The 23,371-nt window shown below is 59.2% G+C and carries 21 protein-coding genes; 7 read left to right on the forward strand and 14 right to left on the reverse strand.

Features of this window, described 5'->3' with window-relative positions; genetic code table 11:
- Positions 1-125: 125 nt before the first annotated feature.
- The 11 genes from pgi to dksA form a co-directional block, all read right to left on the reverse strand.
- Positions 126-1,790 carry a glucose-6-phosphate isomerase gene (pgi, locus tag ALP40_RS18360; RefSeq protein ID WP_122209614.1) on the reverse strand — a complete coding sequence of 555 codons (1,665 nt, stop codon included), beginning with the start codon at positions 1,788-1,790 and terminating at the stop codon, positions 126-128.
- 192 nt (positions 1,791-1,982) lie between these two features.
- Complete coding sequence (gene panD / locus ALP40_RS18365; protein ID WP_122209615.1) at positions 1,983-2,363, reverse strand: aspartate 1-decarboxylase; 381 nt, start codon at positions 2,361-2,363, stop codon at positions 1,983-1,985.
- A gap of 7 nt (positions 2,364-2,370) precedes the next feature.
- A complete protein-coding gene (gene panC / locus ALP40_RS18370) occupies positions 2,371-3,222 on the reverse strand; it encodes a pantoate--beta-alanine ligase (RefSeq protein ID WP_122209616.1) in 852 nt (283 codons plus the stop codon).
- Entirely contained in the window at positions 3,219-4,019 is an 801-nt protein-coding gene (gene panB, locus ALP40_RS18375; RefSeq protein ID WP_122209617.1) for a 3-methyl-2-oxobutanoate hydroxymethyltransferase, read from the reverse strand. Before panB ends, panC begins: the two co-directional genes overlap by 4 nt.
- A 233-nt stretch (positions 4,020-4,252) precedes the next feature.
- Positions 4,253-4,777: a 2-amino-4-hydroxy-6-hydroxymethyldihydropteridine diphosphokinase gene (gene folK / locus ALP40_RS18380; RefSeq protein WP_219853923.1), complete on the reverse strand. Its 525-nt coding sequence runs from the start codon at positions 4,775-4,777 to the stop codon at positions 4,253-4,255.
- Positions 4,752-6,155: a polynucleotide adenylyltransferase PcnB gene (locus tag ALP40_RS18385; protein ID WP_122209618.1), complete on the reverse strand. Its 1,404-nt coding sequence runs from the start codon at positions 6,153-6,155 to the stop codon at positions 4,752-4,754. The genes folK and ALP40_RS18385 overlap by 26 nt, the downstream gene beginning before the upstream one ends.
- 702 nt (positions 6,156-6,857) lie before the next feature.
- Positions 6,858-8,291 carry a sigma-54 dependent transcriptional regulator gene (locus ALP40_RS18390; protein ID WP_122209619.1) on the reverse strand — a complete coding sequence of 478 codons (1,434 nt, stop codon included), beginning with the start codon at positions 8,289-8,291 and terminating at the stop codon, positions 6,858-6,860.
- A 22-nt stretch (positions 8,292-8,313) separates the two neighbouring features.
- Positions 8,314-11,268, reverse strand: coding sequence for a sensor histidine kinase (locus ALP40_RS18395; protein WP_122209620.1), 2,955 nt, complete (start codon positions 11,266-11,268; stop codon positions 8,314-8,316).
- Entirely contained in the window at positions 11,252-11,428 is a 177-nt protein-coding gene (locus tag ALP40_RS18400) for a hypothetical protein (RefSeq protein WP_004879930.1), read from the reverse strand. The genes ALP40_RS18395 and ALP40_RS18400 overlap by 17 nt, the downstream gene beginning before the upstream one ends.
- A gap of 98 nt (positions 11,429-11,526) precedes the next feature.
- Complete coding sequence (gene gluQRS, locus ALP40_RS18405; RefSeq protein ID WP_122209621.1) at positions 11,527-12,414, reverse strand: tRNA glutamyl-Q(34) synthetase GluQRS; 888 nt, start codon at positions 12,412-12,414, stop codon at positions 11,527-11,529.
- A gap of 248 nt (positions 12,415-12,662) precedes the next feature.
- Positions 12,663-13,103, reverse strand: a complete 441-nt coding sequence (dksA, locus tag ALP40_RS18410; RefSeq protein ID WP_122209622.1) for an RNA polymerase-binding protein DksA — start codon at positions 13,101-13,103, stop codon at positions 12,663-12,665.
- 351 nt (positions 13,104-13,454) lie between these two features.
- Here dksA and ALP40_RS18415 point away from each other — a divergent pair, with 351 nt between their 5' ends.
- Positions 13,455-14,627, forward strand: a complete 1,173-nt coding sequence (locus tag ALP40_RS18415; protein ID WP_122209623.1) for a pyridoxal phosphate-dependent aminotransferase — start codon at positions 13,455-13,457, stop codon at positions 14,625-14,627.
- Positions 14,627-15,340, forward strand: a complete 714-nt coding sequence (gene sfsA / locus ALP40_RS18420; protein ID WP_122209624.1) for a DNA/RNA nuclease SfsA — start codon at positions 14,627-14,629, stop codon at positions 15,338-15,340. Before ALP40_RS18415 ends, sfsA begins: the two co-directional genes overlap by 1 nt.
- A 13-nt stretch (positions 15,341-15,353) precedes the next feature.
- Here the strand turns inward: sfsA and ALP40_RS18425 are convergent, their stop codons facing one another.
- Positions 15,354-15,692 carry a Rieske 2Fe-2S domain-containing protein gene (locus ALP40_RS18425; RefSeq protein WP_122209625.1) on the reverse strand — a complete coding sequence of 113 codons (339 nt, stop codon included), beginning with the start codon at positions 15,690-15,692 and terminating at the stop codon, positions 15,354-15,356.
- 182 nt (positions 15,693-15,874) lie between these two features.
- Between ALP40_RS18425 and ALP40_RS18430 the strand changes: the two genes are divergently transcribed.
- Together ALP40_RS18430 and deoC are read left to right on the forward strand one after the other, a co-directional pair.
- The gene (locus ALP40_RS18430; RefSeq protein WP_122209626.1) at positions 15,875-16,636 is read left to right on the forward strand and encodes a ChaN family lipoprotein; all 762 of its coding nucleotides are present in this window, start codon (positions 15,875-15,877) and stop codon (positions 16,634-16,636) included.
- A gap of 111 nt (positions 16,637-16,747) precedes the next feature.
- A complete protein-coding gene (gene deoC / locus ALP40_RS18435) occupies positions 16,748-17,575 on the forward strand; it encodes a deoxyribose-phosphate aldolase (RefSeq protein WP_122209627.1) in 828 nt (275 codons plus the stop codon).
- Between the two features lie 262 nt (positions 17,576-17,837).
- On the opposite strand, the gene ALP40_RS18440 is transcribed toward deoC, so the two are convergent.
- Both ALP40_RS18440 and ALP40_RS18445 read right to left on the reverse strand, forming a co-directional pair.
- The gene (locus ALP40_RS18440; RefSeq protein WP_122209628.1) at positions 17,838-18,182 is read right to left on the reverse strand and encodes a pentapeptide repeat-containing protein; all 345 of its coding nucleotides are present in this window, start codon (positions 18,180-18,182) and stop codon (positions 17,838-17,840) included.
- Between the two features lie 95 nt (positions 18,183-18,277).
- Positions 18,278-19,816, reverse strand: coding sequence for a bifunctional aminoglycoside phosphotransferase/ATP-binding protein (locus ALP40_RS18445; protein WP_122209629.1), 1,539 nt, complete (start codon positions 19,814-19,816; stop codon positions 18,278-18,280).
- 133 nt (positions 19,817-19,949) lie between these two features.
- Between ALP40_RS18445 and mrcB the strand changes: the two genes are divergently transcribed.
- Genes mrcB through ALP40_RS18460 form a run of 3 tightly spaced genes read left to right on the forward strand, consistent with a single transcriptional unit; the run spans position 19,950 to position 23,360 of the window.
- Positions 19,950-22,271, forward strand: a complete 2,322-nt coding sequence (gene mrcB, locus ALP40_RS18450; protein ID WP_122209630.1) for a penicillin-binding protein 1B — start codon at positions 19,950-19,952, stop codon at positions 22,269-22,271.
- A gap of 55 nt (positions 22,272-22,326) precedes the next feature.
- Positions 22,327-23,031, forward strand: coding sequence for a M48 family metallopeptidase (locus tag ALP40_RS18455; RefSeq protein WP_181116871.1), 705 nt, complete (start codon positions 22,327-22,329; stop codon positions 23,029-23,031).
- Positions 23,031-23,360 (forward strand): YqcC family protein, encoded by a 330-nt coding sequence (locus ALP40_RS18460; protein WP_122209632.1) that lies wholly within the window; start codon positions 23,031-23,033, stop codon positions 23,358-23,360. Before ALP40_RS18455 ends, ALP40_RS18460 begins: the two co-directional genes overlap by 1 nt.
- Positions 23,361-23,371 lie beyond the last annotated feature (11 nt).

Below are 23,371 nucleotides of genomic sequence, written 5' to 3' on the forward strand. Positions count from 1 at the left end.
TCCTTATTCTGTGATCTACAGAAATGGGAGTCATGCGTAAGGGGAGGGGTTCAATACAGGCGCAGATGAGGCCCGTTGGATCGTGCCCACGCATAACGTGGACACGATCGGATCAGCTCAATCCATTAACCGCGGTGACGGCCGCGGAAGTAGTTGATCAGGCCTTGGGTGGACGCATCATCAGCCGGCTCTTCACTGCCGCCGGTCAAACGATGGTACACAGCCTTGCCCATTTCCTTGCCCAGCTCGACGCCCCACTGGTCAAAGGCATTGGTGCCCCAGATCACGCTTTGCACGAACACTTTGTGTTCATACATTGCCACCAGCGCGCCAAGACGACGCGGGCTGATACGCTCGACCACCAGCGTGTTGCTCGGACGGTTGCCCGGAATGACCTTATGCGGTGCCAGTTCCTGCACCTCATCTTCGGCCATGCCTTTTTCGCGCAGCTCTACTTCCGCTTCAGCCTTGGTCTTGCCCATCATCAGGGCCTGGCTTTGCGACAGGCAGTTGGCGTACAACCATTGATGGTGATCGGCTACCGGGTTGAAGCTGACGATCGGCACGATGAAGTCAGCCGGAATCATCTGGGTGCCTTGATGCAGCAACTGGTGGTAGGCGTGTTGACCGTTGGCACCCACGCCGCCCCAGATGACCGGGCCCGTGTCGGTTGATACTGGCGTTCCATCCTGACGCACGCTTTTGCCGTTGGATTCCATATCCAGCTGTTGCAGGTGCTTGGTGATGTTACGCAGATAGTGGTCATACGGCAGAATCGCGTGACTCTGCGCATTCCAGAAATTGCCGTACCAGACGCCCAGTAAGGCCAGCAGCACCGGCATGTTCTTCTCGAACGGCCCGCTCTGAAAATGTTGGTCCATCGTGTAGGCGCCGGACAACAGCTCCTTGAAGTTGGACATGCCGATGGCCAGCGCAATCGGCAGACCAATTGCCGACCACAGCGAGTAACGACCGCCGACCCAGTCCCACATCGGGAAGATGTTTTCTTCACGAATACCGAACGCCACAGCGGCGGCGTTGTTGCTGGAAACGGCGATGAAGTGGCGATGCAGTTCCGCTTCCGAACCGCCCTGCGCGAGGTACCAGGCGCGTGCTGCCTGCGCATTCTTCAGCGTTTCCAGGGTGTTGAACGATTTGGACGAGACGATGAACAGCGTGGTCTCGGCGCGAATCTTCATCGACAGTTCGTGGAATTCACTGCCGTCGATGTTTGCCAGGTAATGGCAGCGAACGCCTTTGTGGGCGTAAGCGACCAGGGCCTCGGAAACCAGCTCCGGGCCAAGGAAGGAGCCACCGATGCCGATGTTGACCACGTCAGTGATCGGCTTTTCGGTGTAGCCGCGCCACAGGCCGTCATGAATGCGCCCGACCAGTTCGGTCATCTGATTGAGAACGCGATGCACGTCCGGGATCACATCGACGCCATTGACCTTGAGCTTGTCACCCACCGGGCGGCGCAGGGCGGTGTGCAATGCCGGGCGACCTTCGGAAGCATTGACCAGCTCACCCTCGTACTGCGCCTTGATCGCGTCTTTCAGGCCCACTTCGTTGGCCAGGCTTACCAGCAAATCACGCGTTTCTGTGGTGATCAGGTTTTTCGAGTAATCGAGAAACAGGCCAGCGCTGCTGAGGGTGAACTCATCGAAGCGCTGCGGATCTGCATTGAACGCCTCGCGCATGCTGAAATTCTGCATGGCTTTGCGGTGTTCACTCAACGCTTGCCAAGCGGGCAAAGCGGTCACATCGGAAGGAGTGCGGTAGTACGCCATCGCTGCGGGTTTCCTTAACTGGATCTGTCTTTGGGCATTCAGACTGTCTGAAGCGAGGTCGCGAACTGACTCATGGGCCACATAACGCAGACTAACGCTCGCATGCCGGTTTGTCTGCGCTTCGCCGAACCTGAGCCCGGTACTATTTCACACAATCGCCGGACTGTTGGCTTGAATGCTGTTGGCGTTCAGTTACGCAAACTGTACCGGTATGGCATTGCTGGTGTGGCTTAGTTCATTGCCAGGCGACAGGTACAGCATGCGCGGCTTGAAATTGACCAGCTCTGCGTCGCAGTAGTGAGCATAGGCGCAGATAATCACCCGGTCGCCGACTTTCGCTTTGTGTGCGGCAGCGCCGTTCACCGAAATCATGCGCGAGCCTTCTTCGCCCCGGATGGCGTACGTGGTGAAGCGCTCGCCGTTGTCGATGTTATAGATCTGGATCTGTTCGTACTCACGAATGCCCGACAGGTCCAGCCATTCGCCATCAATGGCGCACGAGCCCTCATAGTCGAGCACCGCGTGGGTCACTTGCGCGCGGTGCAGTTTGGCTTTGAGCATCACGGTGTGCATCTTGTTGTTATTCCTTGATCAGGTGCAGATTGTCAATCAGTCGGGTCTTGCCCATGAATGCGGCGGCGATGACAACCAGGTCACGGTCTTGAACAGTGGCCGGACGCAGGCTGGTGGCCTCACGTATTTCCAGGTAATCGATGCGAAAGCCTGCGGCCTCAAGTGCCTGCCCGCTGCGTTGTAACAGTCCGTCGAAGTTCTGCTCGCCCGCGTGGATGGCGTCGGCTGTCTGGCGAAGCACGCGATACAGCGCAGGTGCGGCGGCACGCTGCTCCTCGTTCAGGTAACCGTTGCGTGAGGAAAGCGCCAGGCCATCGTCGGCACGTACGGTCGGTTCGCCGACGATCTGGATCGGCATATTCAGGTCGCGGACCATTGCCCGAATCACCGCAAGCTGCTGGAAGTCTTTTTCACCGAATACCGCGACGTCAGGTTGCACCATGTTGAACAGCTTGCTGACGACTGTCGCCACGCCATCGAAATGGCCGGGGCGGCTCGCGCCACACAAGCCTTCCGATACAAGCGGCACGCTGACCAGCGTCTGGCCGTCCATGCCGTTGGGGTACATTTCTTCCACGCTTGGTGTGAACAGCAGGTCGCAGCCTGCCTGCAGCAGTTTTTCCTGATCTGCCGCCAGTGTGCGAGGGTAGGTGGCCAGGTCTTCGTTGGCGCCGAACTGCAGCGGGTTGACGAAGATGGTCGCTACGACGAAGTCGGCGCACTGGGCGGCTTTGGTGACCAGTGCGGCGTGGCCGCTGTGCAGATTGCCCATCGTCGGCGTCAGGCCGATGCGCTTTCCTTCACTGCGTGCCTTGGAGACGGCTGCGCGCAGCTGCGAAACGGTTGTCACTGTGATCATGCCGAGAATCCGTGTTCGATGGCGGGAAAGCTGACGTCTTTGACGGCGGTGACATACGCCCGGATGGCCGACTGAATGTCAGGCTGACCGACCATGAAGTTCTTCACGAACTTCGGGACGCGTCCCGTGATGGAAAGCCCCAGCATGTCGTGCAGCACCAGTACCTGTCCGTCGGTGGCACTGCCCGCGCCAATCCCGATCACCGGAATCTTCACCGCATGGGTGATCTCTTCGGCCAGTTCGCTGGGTACGCACTCAAGCAAAATCATTGCCGCGCCAGCTTGCTCCAGCGTAATGGCGTCGGCGCGCATCTGGCGTGCCTGAGCTTCCAGACGTCCCTGCACCTTGTAGCCGCCCAGCACGTTGACCGACTGCGGTGTCAGGCCCATGTGGGCGCAGACCGGAATGCCGCGCTCTGCCAGCAGCCGGATCGACTCGGCCAGCCAGGCGGCCCCCTCGACCTTGACCATGTGGGCGCCCGCCTGCATGAGCGCGGTGCTGTTGATGAAGGTCTGGTCCAGCGTGGCGTTGGCCATGAATGGCAGGTCGGCGAGGATCAATGCGCCTTCATTGCCGCGTTTGACGCAGGCCACGTGATACGCCATCTCGGCGGTGGTCACCGGCAGCGTGCTGTCATGGCCCTGCAGGACCATGCCCAGCGAGTCGCCTATCAGCAGCACTTCGACGCCCGCCTGACTGGCAGCGTGGGCGAAGGTCGCGTCGTAGCAGGTCAGCATGGTGATTTTTTCACCTTTCTGTTTCATACCCAGCAGCGACGTAACGGTTATGTTCGGCATGTAAAGTCCTCCATCAGGCGCTGAAAACTGCGGGACCCAGCGCGTGAGAGTCATCCTGGAAAAGCAGGCACACCGTCGTGTCGCGGTGTTTTGCAAAGGCCTGTTTCGCGCCCGTTCGCCATTGGGGTGGCGGCGGGAGGCCTATCTTCGTGAGGAGGGGGCATGAAGTCAATTGCAGGTGTTACCCGTTTACCGGAGCGGTTACAGCTCAGGTAACGAGTGGCAGGCCGGGGTTACGCCTGGACGGGCAGACGTTCCAGGCCAACGAACGGGCATTCGCTCAATAATTGGCTCAGTTGGCGGCCGTCGGCGAGGGTCAGACCAGCCGCCAGTTCGGCCAGCGGGTAGAGAACGAAAGGCCTGGCCTGCATGTGGTAATGCGGCACTTTGAGGCGAGGTTCGTCGATCAGGCGGTTGCCGAACAGCAGAATGTCGAGGTCCAGCGTGCGAGGACCCCAGCGCTCGTGGCGTTCACGGCCCTGGTCCCGTTCGATCGCCTGGAGCGCATCGAGCAGCGCAAGTGGCGAGAGGGTGGTGTCTAGCGCCGCGACCGCGTTGGTGAAGCGCGGTTGGCCGGGGAGCAGTGAGTCGCTGACGTAAAACGAGGAGACACCTGCCAATCGACTGTCCGGCAACTGTTCCAGCGCTTTGACGGCGCTGCGCAGTTGCTCTGCCGGGTCTGCAAGGTTGCTGCCCAGGCCGATATAAACACGTTCACCGGTCAACGACGTGTCATTCACCGCCGGATGTCTCGGCATCGGTGCGCTTGCGCTTCGCACCGCTGCTGCGACGACGTTTGCGCGGCGCGGCGCCGGCAGCTTCCGGCTTGCCGCTCAGGTCGCGAATCATGTCGCGGCGCTGGCTTTCGTTACATTCCTGATAGTCGGTCCACCACTGTCCCAGACCATCGGTCTGTTCGCCTGCGGTTTCGCGCAGCAGCAGGAAGTCGTAGCCGGCACGGAAGCGCGAGTTGTCGAGCAGCAGATCGGCACGCTTGCCCGAACGGCGCGGCAGACGCTCCTGCATGTCCCAGATCTCGCGGATCGGCATTGTGAATCGCTTCGGAATCGCGATGCGCTGGCACTGCTCGATGATCAGCTCATGCGCAGCTTCCTGCATCGCGGCGATCGGCGGCATGCCACGCTCCTGAGCGCGCAGCACCTTGGCAGGCAGTGCGGGCCAGAGCAGGGCGGCAAACAGGAACGCGGGGGTGACGGGCTTGTTCTGCTTGATGCGCAGGTCAGTGTTGATCAGCGCATTGCTGATCAGCGTGTGCGTATAGGTCGGGTTGTATTCCAGCGCCTTGGAACTGGCCGGGAACAACGGCTCGAACAGCTCCAGATCGACCAGCATCTCGAATGTCGAGGCGGCATGACCGGACAGGAACAGCTTGAGCACTTCTTCGAACAGGCGCGCCGACGGGATATCACGCAGCATGGCGGCCAGCGGACGGATCGGCAGGGCGCTGTGCTTTTCGATGCCGAAATCCAGCTTGGCGGCGAAACGCACGGCACGCAGCATGCGCACCGGGTCTTCCTTGTAACGCTGCTCCGGGTCGCCAATCAGGCGGATCAGGCGATTGCGGATGTCGTGTACGCCGTTGGCGTAATCCAGCACACGCTCGGTGACCGGATCGTAATACAGGGCGTTGATCGTGAAGTCGCGACGCTGGGCGTCCTCTTCAAGGGTGCCGTACACGTTGTCACGCAGGATGCGGCCGCTTTCATTGCGCGAGGACTGATTGCTGTCCTCTTCTTCGTCATCCTGCGGATGGTTGGCGCGGAACGTGGCCACTTCGATGATCTCGCGACCAAAGTGGATGTGTACCAGTTTGAACCGGCGACCGATGATACGGGCATTGCGAAATTCGGCACGCACCTGTTCTGGCGTGGCGCTGGTGGCGACGTCGAAATCCTTGGGCGTGATATTGAGCATCATGTCGCGTACGCAGCCACCGACCAGATAGGCCTGATAGCCCGCGTTTTGCAGGCGCTCGACAATGTTGACGGCATAGCGGCTGAACTGAGCGCGCTGCAGCGAGTGCTGGCTGCTATTGAGCACTTCTGGCGTGGTGCGCGTATGTTGCTGCGGCTTGCGCAGTGGAGAACGAAATGACTGGAACAGCTTCTTCAGCATGGGATGCACTGTTTGAAGGAATATTCGGCCAAAAACGTGGAATGACCGCATGATGGGCGGGGATTCTAGCATTTAGTCGGGGGATGGTGTAGGACGCTGACGCGGAAGGGGAAAAGTAGCGGCCTGATTTTGCTCCGCAAGCTACTGGGGGAGCCGAAGCTCCCCCAAAGTGTGTGCTCTTTATTATTGTTTTCTGTTAGGGCTTCTTGTTTTTGTTGAGTGCCCATTCACGAGACTTTCGCCTGTGAAACCTCCCAATCGGGAGTCAAGAGCAAACGGATTGCTTTGGTCGCTGCGTTGCAATGATCATTAGATCCAACCAGTTCAGGCTCTACCTAAGGGTAGTTTTTTGTTGTTCTCGGCCTGGTTGCGGGGCAAGCCCCAAATACAACTCCTCTCCAAAAGAATCAGTTAGCTGCGCCTCCGCCGTGTTGTTCTTGTTATGCGTGAGTCGATTCGTATTGTTCTTGTTATGGGTGTCGTACTGCTTGTTGTTCTTCTTGTACTAGAGATATAGCAGGACCTGTGCCAACTTTTGCAAAGCCCCGGAAAACGGGGCTTTGCACGCTTTTGGCGATTCAGTCAGGCATAAAAAAGCCGGGACTTCGTTACCGTAAGCCCCGGCTTTTGTTACGTGATGCAAGTAAGGTAACAGTTTGCGCAAAACCCTGTGCACCGCGTGCCAGAGGCTTGGGCGGGGTATCAGGTCTCGTTGGCGACACCTTTGCGACGTGGAATGCCCAGTCGCTGGCGACGTTCCCACAGGCATTTGCGGCTGACCCCGAGTTTGCGCGCCAGTTCGGTTTCGGTCATGTGGTCCTGATGTTCCAGAACGAAATGCTGAAAGTAATCTTCCAGCGACAGATCCTCGGTCGGTTCGCTACTGCCTGAGGTCGATCCGTTGGGCAGCGGTGCCAGGCCCATGTACTCATCGTCCCCCAGACCGTCCAGCTCGATGTCGATACCCAGCAGGTCGGCTGTGATTTCCGGGTTTTCGCAAAGGATCACCGAGCGCTCTACCGCGTTTTCAAGTTCGCGGACGTTGCCCGGCCAGCTGTAGTGACGAATAGCCTGCTCGGCATCGGGTGCGAACTTCAGGTCGGTGCGGCCGACTTTGGCGCTTTGGCGCGCCAGGAACGCATGGGCGATTTCCAGCACGTCACTGCCACGTTCACGCAGCGCTGGAAGCTTCAGCGCAATCACGTGCAGGCGGTAGAACAGGTCTTCACGGAATTCGCCGTTCTTGGCGAGGGTCTTGAGGTCCCGGTGGGTCGCGGCGATCAGTCGCACATCGACCTTTTGTGACTGAACCGAACCCACCCGGCGAATTTCGCCTTCCTGCAATACGCGCAACAGGCGCGCCTGCGCTTCAAGCGGCAACTCGCCGATTTCATCGAGGAACAGGGTACCGCCATCCGCCGCTTCGACCAGGCCCGCGCGTCCGGCACTGGCACCGGTGAACGCGCCTTTTTCGTGACCGAACAGCTCGGACTCGATCAGCGATTCGGGAATAGCCGCACAGTTGACCGAAATCATCGGTGCCTTGGCGCGGCGAGACAGGTTGTGCAGGGCGCGAGCGACCAACTCTTTGCCAGTGCCCGATTCGCCCTGGACCAGCACGTTGGAGTCGGTGGGTGCCACTTTGCGAATCTTGCTGTACAGATCCAGCATCGGCGGGCAGGACCCAATGATACCGATCTCGCCGTTATTATTCGGCGCGGCACCTTTCTCGACACCGCTCGCCTTGCCGGTGGCACCGCGTTCGGCCTGAAGGCTGCTGACGGTTTGGCGATCACGCAGGATGCGGGATACGGCCTGGAGCATTTCGTCGTGATCGAAGGGCTTGGCGATGTAGTCCACCGCGCCCATCTTCATCGAGTCGACGGCCGAACGCAGGCTTGCATAGCTGGTCATGATGAGCACCGGCTTGCCTTCGCCCAGCTTGATCAGTTCGGTGCCAGGCGCGCCGGGCAGCCGCAGATCACTGACGATCAGGTCAAACGACGCAATGCTGAAACGTTCCTGAGCCTCTTGAACAGAGCCTGCTTCACTGACTTCATACTGGTTGCGTTCAAGCAGGCGACGCAGGGCTGAGCGGATAATCGTTTCGTCTTCGACGATCAAAATATGCGGCATTGATTCAGTTCTCTCGACGGTCTCAGTTCGCGGTGGACGTCGCGTCGACATGGCGTGGCAGAGTCACCCGGATACGGGTACCACGCTGGTGCTCGGGGTCGGCCGGGCTGTCGATGGTGATTTGTCCATAATGCTCTTCAACGATGGAATAGACCAGTGCAAGGCCCAGTCCTGTTCCTTCACCGGGGTCCTTGGTGGTGAAGAAGGGCTCGAACAATCGGTCCATGATTGCCTTGGAAATGCCACTGCCTTCGTCTTCGACGATCAAGTCCACAGTGTGTTCTGAAGCTTCGCTCTTGACCCTGACCGCACTGCCCGCAGGCGACGCATCGCGCGCGTTGGACAGCAGGTTGATCAGCACTTGCGCAAGCCGTTGCGGGTCACCATCGACCCAGTGCTCGGGGTTGCACAGGTTATAGAACTGCACTTCGAAATTACGTCGGTTCAGCGCCAGCAGACCGATAGCATCCTGAGCCACTTCGGCCAGGCAGACGGCTTCGTCGCTGTGCTGGTGCGCGCCGGCGTGGGCGAAGCTCATCAACGACTGCACGATACGCGACACACGTTTGGTCTGTTCGAGAATCTGGCTGCTGATTTCCTTCAGTTCGTCGTCTTCTTCACGCTCTTCGCGAAGATTCTGAGCCAGGCAGGCGATACCAGTGATCGGGTTGCCAATTTCATGGGCCACGCCTGCCGCCAGACGGCCAATGCTGGCCAGCCGCTCTGAGTGAACCAACTTGTCTTCGAGCATCTGGGTGTCGGTCAGGTCCTCGACCAGCAGCACCAGACCGCTGTTGCCCGGTGCCAGTGGTTCGTTGATCGCGGCCTTGTGCAGATTCAGCCAGCGGGTCTGTCCGTCAAGGCCAAGGCGCTGCTTGTGCAAGTGCTCGTCCGGAACGCTGATGAATCCGGTCAGCAGGCTTTTCCAGGGTTCTGCAATGGTTTCCAGGCGTGAGCCGACGACACGCTGGGCGACGATGCCGGTCAGCTCTTCCATCGCACGGTTCCACATCAGGATCTCCTGATCCTCGGCCAGCGAGCACACGCCCATTGGCAATTCCTGAAGCGTCTGACGGTGGTAGCGGCGCAACGCATCGAGTTCGGCGGCAAGCCCGGTCAGGCGCGAATGGTAATCCTCAAGCCGGCTTTCGATGAAGTGAATGTCTTCAGTCACGTATTTTTCGCTGCCCGATTTATACGGCAGGAAGGTTTCCACCATGTCTTGGGCGACGCTCGGCCCCATCAGGCCTGAAAGGTTGGCTTCGATACGGTCGCGCAAACGGCGCAATGCGTAAGGTCGTCGCTCGTCGAACGGCAGGTACAGGTCACGCAGGGCCTGCTCGACCTCTTTCTGCGCCGCCTTGGCGCCCAGGGGCTTGGCCAGTTGCGTGGCAAATTCCTGCGGGGAGACGGCGTGCAGTTCCCGACGTTGCGGGCGTCGCACGTTGTCCACCGCGCAGGCTTCGGCCGCGCTGACTTCCTCGGCACTGGCGTTGGTGAACAGTGACACCAGCGTGAACAGCAGCACGTTGGCGGCCAGTGACGCGATGGCCGCCATGTGCCAGCTGGTGTCGTCCATCACGTAGATCATGTTCAGCCACGGGATGTAGAAGCCTTGCAGGTTGCTGATCAGCGGCAGCAGCATGCTGACCACCCAGACTGCAATCCCCGCCAGCAGTCCGGCGATGAAGCCGCGTCGGTTGGCGGTCGGCCAATACAGCACTGAAAGCACGCCGGGCAGAAACTGCAGCGTGGCGACAAAGGCCACGATGCCCAGGTTGGCCAGATCCTGTTGCGCACCCAGCATCAGGTAGAAGCCATAGCCTGCAGCGATGATCGCAACGATCAGCCCGCGCCGTGTCCACTTCAACCAACGATAGATATTGCCTTCGGCCGGGGGCTGATAAAGCGGCAGCACCAGGTGGTTCAGCGCCATTCCCGACAGCGCCAGGGTGGTGACGATGATCAATCCGCTGGCCGCCGACAGTCCGCCAATGTACGCGAGCAGTGCCAACGCCGGTTTACCGGCCGCGATGCCGATTCCCAGCGTGAAATATTCGGGGCTGGTTGTGGCCCCCAGCTTGAGCCCCGCCCAAAGAATCAGTGGTACGGCCAGGCTGATGAGCAGCAGGAACAACGGCAGCCCCCAACTGGCGCTGACCAGCGAGCGAGGGTTGAGGTTTTCGGTGAAGGTCATGTGATACATGTGCGGCATCACGATGGCCGAGGCGAAGAACACCAGCAGCAGCGTGCGCCACGGACCTTCCTGCAATGGCGTGTGCAGCGAGGCGAGGGCGGTCTGGTTTTGCAGCAGCCAGAGTTCCAGTTGCTGCGGGCCGTCGAATACACCGTACAGCGCATACAGGCCGACGCCACCGAGAGCGATCAGTTTGATCAGCGATTCGAAGGCAATCGCGAACACCAGCCCTTCGTGCTTTTCGCGGGTTGCGATGTGCCGGGAGCCAAAGAAGATCGTGAACAGCATGATGATTGCGCAGAACGCTATCGCGACCCGATCCTGCACCGGCTCGCGCGTCATGATACTGATCGAGTCGGCGACGGCCTGAATCTGCAGGGCCAGCAGCGGTAATACGCCGATCAGCATGAACACGGTGGTCAGTGCGCCGGCCCAAGTGCTGCGAAAACGGAACGCGAACAGGTCGGCTAATGAGGAAAGCTGATAGGTGCGGGTGATTTTCAGAATCGGATAGAGCAGCACCGGCGCCAGCAGAAATGCCCCGGAGACGCCAAGGTAGCTGGACAGAAAGCCGTAACCATACTGATAAGCCAGGCCGACCGTGCCATAGAACGCCCAGGCGCTGGCGTACACACCCAGCGACAAGGTATAGGTCAGGGGGTGACGAATGATGGCGCGCGGGATCAGGCCGCGTTCACTGACCCAGGCGACACCAAACAGCACCAGCAGATAGCCGGCGCTCACCAGCAGCATCTGCGTCAGGCTAAAGCTCATCGGCATCTCGCTGGCTTTGCAGGATGAACGTCACCACGATCAGGATCAGCCACAACAGGTAAGGCCGATACCAGGCTCCCGTCGCGTCGATCCACCAGTCCATGATGGCTGGAGAAAAAAGATAGATACCTACCACCAGAAGCAAAACCAACCGGTAAATGTACATCTGGTCTCCCTGCGCTGGTAGATGAGGAGCGGCATGGTAACGGATGTCGAACAACCTGCAACTATCCTTAAGCAGTACTTTTGCGCGACGGCTCTGGCTCAGTCTATCCGGGCTTCTTCAATGTTGCGCAGCTTTGGAATCAGGTCAGCGTTCCAGCGCTCGATGCCCCAGGCCAGTACTTCCTGCGCCGTGGCGTAGGTCAGGTGCGGATCGGTCGGCTGTCCCAGTGCCCGTAATGCGCGCAGTAACAGAGGGGTCGCCTGATCGGCGGGCAGCGGTGGGGAGCGGTATGACTTGCCGAGCTTGTGACCGTTCGGTTGGGTCATCAGCGGAACATGCAGGTAACGTGGCTGGGGAATGCCCAGCAGCTCTTGCAGGTACAAATGCCGGGGCGTCGAGTCCAGCAGGTCCGCGCCACGCACGATATCGGTCACACCTTGCCAGGCGTCATCAATCACCACTGCCAGTTGATAGGCGTACAGGCCGTCGCGGCGACGGATCACGAAGTCACCGCTTTCATTGCCCAAGTGCATGCGGTACGTGCCTTGCACCCGGTCTTCGAAGCGGTATTCCAGTTCCGGCACGCGAATACGGATGGCGGCGTTTTCGGGGGAGTGGCCTGCGTTGCGGCACAGGCCTGGATAGACACCCTGATAGTCTTCGAGTTGTTTGCGTGAGCAGGTGCAGGCGTAGGCCAGCCCGTGGCTGAACCAGCGATCAATGATGGCCGCGTAAGCATCGTGGCGTTCGCTTTGCCGGACCCATGCGCCGTCCCATTCGAAACCGTAACGCTCCAGCGTATCGAGAATGGCGGCCTGCGCGCCGGGCACTTCGCGTGGAGGGTCCAGGTCCTCCATCCGCATCAGCCATTGCCCGCCCGCAGCCCGGGCGTCGAGATAGGAAGCGAGCGCCGCAACGAGCGAGCCAAAATGCAGATAACCGCTGGGTGTCGGCGCAAAGCGCCCGATGTAGGCAGATTTTTTCATGGGCCGGATGTTACTGGTGCTCTGGTTGGGCGATCAAGCGTGGCGGCAGTGTGGAGATGGAGTACTGACCTACTTGATCGAACCGGCCGGTCCAGTCACGAGACGCGGCGACTGAGAAGCAGCGTTCGCGGACAAGTCCACTCCTACGTACGGAGTTCAGCTGTGGGAGCGGACTTGTCCGCGAACGCTGTCCACAAAACCAAAAAAGACGCCGAAGCGTCTTTTCATTTAAGGCAGGTCCCGACAGGTCATTTACCGACCTGTTTTTCCTTGATTTCCGCCAGGGTCTTGCAATCGATGCACAGATCCGCGGTAGGGCGAGCTTCGAGGCGGCGGATGCCGATCTCGACGCCGCAGGATTCGCACCAGCCATATTCCTCATCAAGGATGAGTTGCAGCGTCTTGTCGATCTTCTTGATGAGTTTGCGCTCGCGGTCACGGGCACGAAGTTCCAGACTGAATTCTTCTTCCTGACTGGCGCGGTCCGCCGGATCAGGGAAATTGGCAGCTTCGTCCTTCATGTGGTCTACCGTGCGATCGACCTCTTGCATCAAGTCCTGCTTCCACTTGTTCAGGATCTTGGTGAAGTGGGCGCGCATGGGGTCGCTCATGTACTCCTCACCCTTCGTTGGTACGTAGGGTGCGAAGCCGCTGATTAGATGGTTCTGTTGCTTTTCTGGGGTGGGCATGTATGGACCGCCTCTCACTCTTCTAATCTATTGCGCAGGATTGTTCCATCACCGACACCCGTCGGCCCTGCAGCTGCAAGCGGGCGAACTTACCAGATCAAATCGGAGTGCGCTACTCCCGGTTGTCGAGCATGACGACGCGGTCTGCTTGCAGAGACGGCCGTGACGAAACTGCTCTTGCCTTAAATGAACTCTAGCCTTTGGCTGCCGTCGTAGCTTTCTTTTCTTCCGGCTTTATCGATACGCCCCGACTTGATCATTTAGCGCACTGCTGGCACAGGGTTGGGTAGAATCGTGCCCCGCTGTCATGACAATGATATTTCCAGACGTTTTCTCCATAAGGATGGACCCATGACCCAGCCCTACAGCGCGCGCAGTCGCGACATCGAACCGTTTCATGTCATGGCGTTGCTGGCGCGCGCCAATGAGCTGCAGTCGGCGGGCCACGATGTCATTCACCTGGAAATAGGCGAGCCGGACTTCACCACTGCCCAGCCCGTTATCGCAGCCGGTCAGGCTGCATTGGCAGAGGGCAAGACGCGTTACACCGCCGCCCGTGGGTTGCCCCAACTGCGTGAGGCCATTTCGGGTTTCTATGCCCAGCGTTATCAGGTCAGCATCGATCCTGAACGTATTCTGGTTACGCCCGGCGGATCGGGTGCCTTGCTGCTGACCAGCAGTCTGTTGGTGGACCCGGGCAAACACTGGTTGCTCGCCGACCCAGGCTACCCCTGTAATCGTCACTTTCTGCGCCTTATCGAAGGGGGCGCGCAATTGGTGCCGGTCGGTCCGCAAGAGCGTTATCAATTGACGCCCGAGCTGGTTGGCCAGTACTGGAACCAGGACAGTGTCGGAGCGCTGGTGGCATCGCCCGCCAATCCGACCGGCACCTTGCTGCACCGCGACGAGCTGGCTGCGTTGTCGCAGAGCCTGAAAGCGCGTAACGGCCATCTGGTGGTGGATGAGATTTATCACGGCCTCACTTACGGCGTGGACGCAAGCAGCGTATTGGAAGTGGATAACGATGCGTTCGTACTCAACAGCTTTTCAAAGTATTTCGGTATGACGGGCTGGCGTCTTGGCTGGCTGGTTGCGCCGCCGGCAGCGGTCGCCGATCTGGAAAAACTGGCCCAGAACCTCTACATCAGCGCGCCGAGCATGGCGCAATACGCCGCACTCGCCTGTTTCGAGCCACACACGCTGGAGATTTTCGAAGAGCGCCGCGCAGAGTTCGGTCGTCGTCGGGACTTTCTGTTGCCTGCATTGCGTGAGCTGGGTTTCGGCATTGCTGTCGAGCCGGAAGGGGCCTTTTATCTGTACGCCGACATCAGCGCGTTCGGCGGTGACGCTTTTGCGTTCTGTCGTCACTTTCTGGAAACCGTACACGTTGCGTTCACGCCGGGGCTGGACTTTGGTCGTCATCAGGCCGGGCATCATGTGCGTTTTGCGTATACGCAAAGTCTTGAGAGATTGCAGGAGGCCGTCGAGCGCATCGCGCGTGGCCTGCGAACCTGGAGTGCCTGATGCGTTTTTCGCCTGAGCTTGAACCGGGTCGCCTGATTATTCGCTACAAGCGTTTTCTGGCCGACATCGAAACCGACAGCGGTGAACGGCTGACCATCCATTGCCCCAATACCGGTTCGATGCTCAATTGCATGATGCCGGGAGGCCGCATTTGGTTCAGTCGCTCCAATGATCCCAAGCGCAAGTTGCCGGGGACTTGGGAAATCAGTGAAACGCCGCAGGGGCGCTTCGCCTGCATCAACACCGGGCGCGCCAATACGCTGGTGGAGGAAGCGCTGCGCACCGGTGTCATCACCGAGCTGACCGGATTTACGGCCCTCAAGCGGGAGGTGGCTTACGGGCAGGAAAAAAGCCGTGTCGACTTTCGCCTGGAGTACCCCGACGGTTATGTGTATCTGGAAGTAAAAAGCGTCACGCTCGGCTTCGATGAGTCGGCGGTCGCTGCATTTCCTGACGCTGTTACACAGCGAGGCGCACGCCATCTGCGCGAACTCGCTGCATTGGCGCGCGACGGCGTGAGGTCTGTCCTGCTGTATTGCGTCAACCTGACCGGGATCGAAGCTGTCCGGCCCGCGCTGGAAATCGATCCTGCCTACGCGTTGGCGCTGCAAGATGCCATCGATGCAGGCGTCGAGATCCTGGCCTATGGTGTTCAGCTGGATTCAGAGGAAATACGCATAGATCGGCGTTTTCAGGTTCAAGGGCTGGGCTGACCCGCCATCAGGATCAGTCTTCCTGGTCTTCTGTCGGGAGCTTTACCCAGATGCCCTGCGCATCTTCGCGGCAATCTACCGCGTTCAGCGACTGGCCTTCGCAAGGGCCTGAAACGCATTCGCCATTCTCGATGAGAAACAGCGCGCCATGCGTGGCGCACTGAATCAGGCTGGCGCTGCTGTCCAGAAATTGGTCGGGCTGCCATTCCAGGGCAATACCGCGATGTGGGCAGCGATTTCTGTAGATGAACACCTCACCTTGCCGGCGTACTGCCAGAAATGCGTGGCCTTCCAGGTTAAAACCTCTGCTTTGTGATTCAGGTAGATGGCTCGATGTGCAAAGGAATCTCAAGAAAACCCCGTGATGCTTGGTTGTTGGGTGCGAAGTGGTGGATGGTCGCGGTCGTCGTACAGGTCAAAATGTTCTAGTCAGGATCATTCTGCGTGATGTTAGTCTGGCAGCGCACCCATGTGAGCAGGTAATGTTGCCTGATACCGGATTTCCGGGCTAAGCACGAGCAGTTGGATTCAGGAATGATTCGTGACATCAAGAATGGCCGGGCACTGACAAGCAGGCAGCTTGCAGCGCGTCTCGCTGCCGCACCCAGGGTGGTTGTGGGTGAGCAGCGCGACAACCTTGACCATCAGGCCGTGCAATTGTGGCTATTGCAGGTTCTGGCCGATCAGCGTCCTCAGGGCAGTGTGTTGTTCGAGTCATTGAACCCGCTCCAGCAGGCTTCCGTCGATTCGGTGCGGGAGCGGATCGCCCGGTCGGATTATCCTGCAGACTTGCCATTGGCCTTGCAGTGGCAGCCAGCCTGGGACTGGTCCTTGCACGGCCCGGTCATGCGGTTTGCACTGGCACAATCCTGCCCCTTGTTATCGGCGAATCTGGACGTGGCCGAGGTGGCTTCGATCTATCAGCACATGCCGGAACTCACCGGGCCACGCTCGACAACCTCTGCCGTGCAAGCGCTTCTTCTGGGGCATCTGCGTGAACTGCATGGCAGTGCGCTGCTCGAAAATCAGGAAACCGCGACGCTCGCCGTGCAGCAACAGCGTGATCGTCGTCTGGCCCAAAGCCTGCTGAACGCGCCGGCCCCTGCGATTTTGATCGCAGGTTCCTGGCATGCGCGTAAAGATGCAGGCGCACCTTTGCACATGGCGGACCTGGATTCGGATGAGGTGCCGGTTGTGTTGCTATTGGCGCAGATGGGCGAAGAAGTCGTCGCAGGAAGTGCCGATTATGTCTGGTACACAGTTGCGACACCGAAGCCGGGAACTGGCATCCAATAACGTCGGACGTTTCCTTTTCCAGCGTGGTACTTCTCTCGCCTTGGGAGCGGGTGCCCCTTGCGCCCACGCGCTCGTATATCGTTTCGCTCCTATCTTCGCGAGCGACAGACCATGACAGCGATCACCGCAGACAACGAGCAGCTGGCACGTCAGGCCATCGCTTTGATGGAGCTGTTTGCGCTCAATCATGACGACACCGAGCGGCGTATCGTCGGGATCTGTGAGCGGGCGCTGACCCCCTTTGGGCCCGTCGCAGCGGTCTGCGTTTATCCACGCTTTGTCTTGCGAGCGCGCACCACGCTGGATCGGTTGCAGGCACCGCGAGTCAACGTGATTGCGGTTGTCAACTTCCCGAACGGCGGCACAGGTATCGAGGCTGCTGTTTCCGAAACGAGCATGGCGCTGATGGCAGGTGCTGACGAGATTGATGTGGTGTATCCCTTCAGTGCATTGATCTGTGGTGATCAACACGTAGGCGGGGAGCTGATTTCGGCGTGTAAATCCGTTTTGGACCGAGACGTAAAGCTGACGGTGACGCTTGAAACCGGCGAGTTGCGCGACTCACAAATCATTCACGACGCCTGTCGCTCGGCCATCGAGGCGGGTGCTGATTTCCTCAAGACCAGTACCGGCAAAGCCGCACGTCATGCCTCTCCTCAGGCCGCGCGCATCATGCTGGAATCCATTGGCGATGTGGGTGGGCAGGTTGGGTTCAAGGCTGCGGGAGGTCTGCGTACATTCGAAGAGGCCAGGGTGTTCATCCAGCTGGCTCAGGCGCGTTTTGGTTCTCACTGGATAAGCCGTGAGCGTGTGCGAATGGGCGGTTCGAGCCTGCTGGACGATCTGTTGATGCAACTGGGCGTACACGGGATGCTTGATCGCCAGGCAATTATCCAAGGCAAAAAAAGACCCGGCAAAGAGCCGGGTCAAAAACCGTGATTAGCCTGATGAGGAGATAATCTGAAAGTCCGAACCAAGGTCTTTCAGTTATCGTCCAGTCTCGCGACCGGATGTGATAATCATAACGATTCTCATTTGTAAGTCAACAGTTCTTTTCCACGCAGATGGGCAGCCTGGCGTCAGTCTGCGTCAGCGAATGCCCGGTAAAGAAAAGGTCGTCTGAAATAGGGGAATGCTCGCCGAACCGCCATGCGAGTCCGGCATGCATTGCACACGCCGGTTCAAGCTATAGCTTATTGGGTCAGCGCGTGCGGTAGCGCAGGCGAGTCCCGAAATTGACCGACATCAGAATTTCATCAGCCGTGAGTTCTGCCGGGAAAAAAACGCCGGATATCTGGGCATGCGCGATGCTTGCGCCTTCCATCGGCGTATGACGCAGGTCCAGACCACGCAGATCGGCCGAGCGGAAGTAGGCATCGGTAAAGTCGATGCCCGCCGTATCGAGTTCACGCAGATCCAGGCCCCGGAAATCGCCACCGGCCATATCGATCGTGCCGGTTTTTGGCTTCTCTTGGTTGAAGCCTTCGACGTCGTCTTTACGCAGCATCATGTAAAGCGGTGAATCGATCTGTTTGGGCTGGCTCATGATGGCCTCGTGGTTGCGTTGGAATTATGGCGCCAGTATATCGCCAGCATTGCTCCGCCGTGAAGCATGACCTGCCCAACGGCTGAGCATGGTTTTCAGAGCCCCGGGAGGCGCTGGCGCAGATGATCGATCAGGCTGTCCAGATCGCCACTTTGATGAGTTGCAACGTGCTTGCTGCAGATGACTTCTTCAGCGGTAAGCGGTTCTCGACTGGCTTGTTGAGCCTTGATGACATCCATGGTGGCGTCCGAGGGATCAGTGTTCTGCGCCTGACGTTGTTCCAGCCAGCCTTCGATGACGGCATCCGGCGCTTCGCAATCCAGGATGAGGAACGGAACGCCCGTGGTTTCAGCCACTTTGGCGGCGGCGACACGCTGCTCGTGTTTGAGATAGGTGGCATCGATCACGACACCAAAACCGGCGCGCAGTACCTTGCCTGCCAGTTCGTGCAACCGATCGTAGGTCGCGCTGCTGGCCTGCTCGCCATACAGGGCGGTGTTTTGATCAGCGAACAAACGCTTGCGCTCTACGTCCGAGCGCAGGCGGATTGCGCCGAGAGCGTCGACCAGACGCATGGCGACGTGGCTTTTGCCGACTGCGGAAACACCGTGAGTGATGACCATGAAGCGTGAAGGGATGGCGCTATAGCTCTCTGCCAGGTTGGCGTAGTTGCGGTACTGGCGCAGAGTCGCGGCGCGCTGTACGCCGTCGGCATCGGCGGATTGGCTGAACAGTGCGACCTTGGCGCGAACCATCGCTCGGTAGGCCTTGTAAAAGTTAAGCAGCTCAAGGCCTTCGTAGTCTCCGGTCTTCTCTAGATACTGGCTCACCAGGCGTCGGGAAAGCGACTTGAGCCCGCGATCTTCAAGGTCCATCGCCAGAAAGCCGGTGTCGGCGTAGACATCGGTCTTGCGGAACGGCTCGTTGAATTCGATGCAGTCGAACAGCACCACCTTGCCTTCGATCAAGGTGGCGTTGCCCAAGTGGATATCGCCGTGACATTCACGGATAAAACCTTCTGCCTTGCGCCGGGCCATCAACGGCTTTAGCCGTTCGAAGCTGGATTCTGCCCAGGCTTGTAGTGCATCGAGTTGCGTCAGGTCGGATTTTTCGCTGATCAGCGGGCGAATTTGCTCAAAGTTTTGCAGAACTGGCGCCATCGCGCTGTCTGGCGATCCAAATTCCGTGTCGGCAGTGACGTGGGGCGCGTGCAGATGAAACTCGGCGATTTGTGTGGCCAGCTCGTCGATATGGTGAGTGGTCAGCTCGCCGTTGGCCTGCAAGGTGCTGAGCAGGCCGGCTTGGGAGAACTGCCGCATCTTGAGTGCGTATTCGATGACTTCGCCACTGCCGCCCAATTGCGGCGCTTCGACCGAACCGGTGACGGGAATCACTTCAATATAGAGATCCTCGGTCAGGCGCTGGTTGAGGCGCAGTTCTTCTTTGCAGAAGTGCTCGCGCAAGGCCAGCGTCGTGAAGTCCAGAAAGCCGAAATTGACCGGTTTCTTGAATTTGTAGGCGTAGGGGCCAGTGAGCAAAACCCAGGAAATATGGGTCTCGATAACCTGGAAATTTCCCACCGGATGAGGGAAAAGAGCAGGATTTTGCAGGGCTGCGATCAAAGACTGGCTCACAAGCGATCCTTCAAGAGTGGATTCAAAAAAATGTAGCGGTTCATTGCCGCTATTATGGCCGCTTGGCGCGAGGGTGCAAACCGGTCAGTCGGGTGTCTGTCGAAGCCTTGCAAAGTGCGTATAATCCGCGCCCATGACTCGATCCCGCACCTCTCGTCCCTCAAAAAAGCAACCCTCCGGCAGCCTGCGCAAATGGCTGGGCTGGGCGTTGAAACTCAGTATTGTCGGCCTGGTTCTCCTGGCCGGTCTGGCCATCTATCTGGATGCGATTGTCCAAGAGAAATTCTCCGGCAAACGCTGGACGATTCCTGCGAAGGTGTACGCGCGTCCGCTGGAGTTGTTCGTCGGCCAGAAGCTTAGTCGTGATGATTTTCTCATTGAACTCGATGCTCTGGGCTATCGGCGCGAGAGCGTTGCCAATGGTCCGGGCGCCGCTGCGGTGAATGGCAACACAGTCGCCCTTAACACCCGTGGGTTCCAGTTTTATGAAGGCACCGATCCGGCCCAACAGGTTCGGGTGCGGTTTTCCGGCGACTACGTGGCCGAGCTGTCATCGGGTAATGGTGGCAAGCTTGCAGTGGCACGCCTGGAGCCGCTGTTGATCGGCGGTCTGTACCCGAAGAACCTGGAAGACCGGATTCTCATCAAGCTGGATCAGGCGCCCCCCTATCTGCTCGACGGGCTGGTGGCGGTCGAAGACCGTGACTTCTATCACCACTTCGGTGTTTCGCCCAAGTCCATCGCGCGCGCCATGTGGGTCAACACGTCCCAGGGCCAGATGCGGCAGGGCGGCAGTACGCTGACTCAGCAGTTGGTGAAGAACTTCTACCTGACCAACGAGCGCAGCCTCTCGCGCAAACTGACCGAAGCCATGATGGCCGTACTGCTGGAGATTCATTACAGCAAGCAGGAGATTCTTGAGGCTTACCTCAATGAGGTGTTCGTCGGTCAGGATGGTCAGCGTGCCGTGCATGGTTTCGGTCTGGCCAGCCAGTATTTCTTCAGCCAGCCTTTGTCCGAACTAAAAATCCATCAGGTGGCGATGCTGGTCGGACTGGTCAAAGGGCCCTCCTTCTATAACCCGCGCCGCAATCCCGAGCGTGCGCTGGAGCGCCGTAATCTGGTGCTTGATTTGTTTGAGCAGCAAGGCGTTGCGACCGCCGAAGTCGTGGCCGCAGCCAAGAAAATGCCATTGGGCGTGACCAAGACCGGCACGTTGGCCGACAGCTCATTCCCTGGATTCCTGGATCTGGTCAAACGTCAATTGCGCGAAGACTATCGTGACGAAGACTTGACCGAGGAAGGTCTACGGATCTTCACCAGTTTCGATCCGATCCTGCAGATGAAGTCCCAGGCCGCAATGGACGACACGTTCAAGCGCCTGGCCGGGCGCAAGGGCTCGGATGAGGTTGAAGCGGCAATGGTCGTGACGAATCCTGAAACCGGTGAAGTGCAAGCGTTGCTGGGCAGCCGCCAAGCCGGGTTTGCAGGCTTCAACCGGGCCATTGATGCGGTTCGACCGATTGGCTCGCTGGTCAAGCCTGCTATCTACCTGACAGCCCTGGAGCGTCCAAGCCAGTACACACTGACCAGTTGGATCGCCGATGAGCTGTTTCAGGTCAAGGGTGCGGACGGTCAGGTCTGGAAGCCGCAGAACTACGATCACAAGTCCCACGGCAATATTTTCCTGTATCAGGGGCTGGCGCATTCCTACAACCTGTCGACTGCCAAACTGGGTCTTGAACTGGGCGTTCCGACCGTCTTCAAAACGCTGGCCAAGCTGGGTGTCACGCGTGAATGGCCCGCCTATCCGTCGATGCTGCTCGGTGCCGGTGGCCTGACGCCTATGGAAGTCGCCACCATGTATCAGACCATTGCCAGTGGTGGCTTCAACACGCCGATGCGTGGCATCCGTAGCGTCCTGACCGCTGAGGGCGAACCGCTCAAGCGCTATCCGTTCCAGATCGAGCAACGCTTCGATCCGGGTGCCATTTATCTGGTGCAGAATGCGATGCAGCGGGTAATGCGCGAAGGTACAGGCAAGTCTGTGTACAACGTCTTGCCTGCATCTTTGAACCTGGCGGGCAAGACCGGCACCAGTAACGACTCGCGCGACAGCTGGTTCGCCGGTTTCAGCCAGGACCTGCTCGCCGTTGTGTGGATGGGCCGCGATGACAACGGCAAAACCCCGTTCACCGGCGCGACGGGTGCCTTGCAGGTGTGGACCAGTTTCATGCGTAAGGCCGATCCGTTGCCGCTGGACATGGCCATGCCGGACAACGTCGTCCAGGCCTGGGTTGATGCTCAGACCGGACAAGGTTCTGATGCCAGCTGCCCGAATGCCGTCCAGATGCCGTATATTCGCGGCAGTGAGCCCCAGCCCGGTGCTACATGCGGCGGCAGTCCGGCACCTGCCACCGAGGTGATGGACTGGGTCAAGGGTTGGTTGAACTAAGCAATGAGGGTTTGAAGTGAATAAATGGTGGATTCCAGCTTTAACGGCTCTGGCTTTGCTCAACGGTTGTGCCAGCGTAGAGCGCGGCTCGATTCCGGTCGTGGACTCGGGCTCGAGAGTCTCGAATGGTGACGGTTCCGCGGGGTCGCGTAATGGCGGGTACCGGGCAAACACCACCCAGGCTCAGCAGCCTCAGGCCGTGCCCCAGGATTCGGGCGTTGTGGTGATGGTCCCGGGTGCAGGCGGCGGCAATTCAGGTCAGAGTTTCTCGGCGCCTGCCAGTCAGGCACCGTTTAGCGTAGACGCGCCGCCTATCGACACCTCGCCGGTCAATCAGGCACCGATCAATCCTGCGCCTGCCAGCAATACCAGCTACAGCATGCCGCCAGCCTCGGCGCCGACCGGCATTCCGTCCAGCGGTGGCGGCCTGTCGGAAGATGAGCAGCTCGATGGCCCAGTACTGGCATTGCTGACAACCGCGCAACAGCAACAGAGCGGCGGCGACCTCAATGGCGCATCCTCCAGCCTCGAACGTGCGCAGCGTGTCGCGCCTCGCGAGCCGCAGGTGCTTTATCGTCTGGCGCAGGTGCGCTTGGCTCAGGGTGACGCAGCCCAAGCCGAACAGTTGGCCCGTCGTGGTCTGACGTACGCCAGTGGCCGCGCCAGTCTTCAGGCAAGCTTGTGGGAATTGATCGCTCAGTCCCGCGAGAAACAGGGTGACTCGGCCGGTGCTGCGCTGGCGCGTCAAAAGGCCCGCTGATGGACAAGCGCTTTCCTGAAATCGCCGAGCAGTTATTGCTGATCGAACGGGAGCTGCGTGTGCTGGGCTGGTGGGATACCACGCCGCCCAGCGAGCAGGCGTTGTCCAGCCAGGAGCCTTTCTGCGTCGACACGCTTGAGTTTGCGCAATGGCTGCAGTGGATTTTCCTGCCGCGCATGAAAATCATCCTTGAGCGCGACCTTCCCTTGCCCAACGCGTCCGGCATTCTGGAGATGGCTGAAATGGTCTATTCCGGTCGCTTGGGCGAAACCCGGCAGTTGCAGCAAAGTCTTGCCCGTTTCGATCAGTTGATCACGGACGTCAGCTGACCGAAGGCTGT

Origin of the sequence: Pseudomonas viridiflava, from assembly GCF_003702045.1 — a bacterium.
GTDB classification, from domain to species: domain Bacteria; phylum Pseudomonadota; class Gammaproteobacteria; order Pseudomonadales; family Pseudomonadaceae; genus Aquipseudomonas; species Aquipseudomonas viridiflava_C.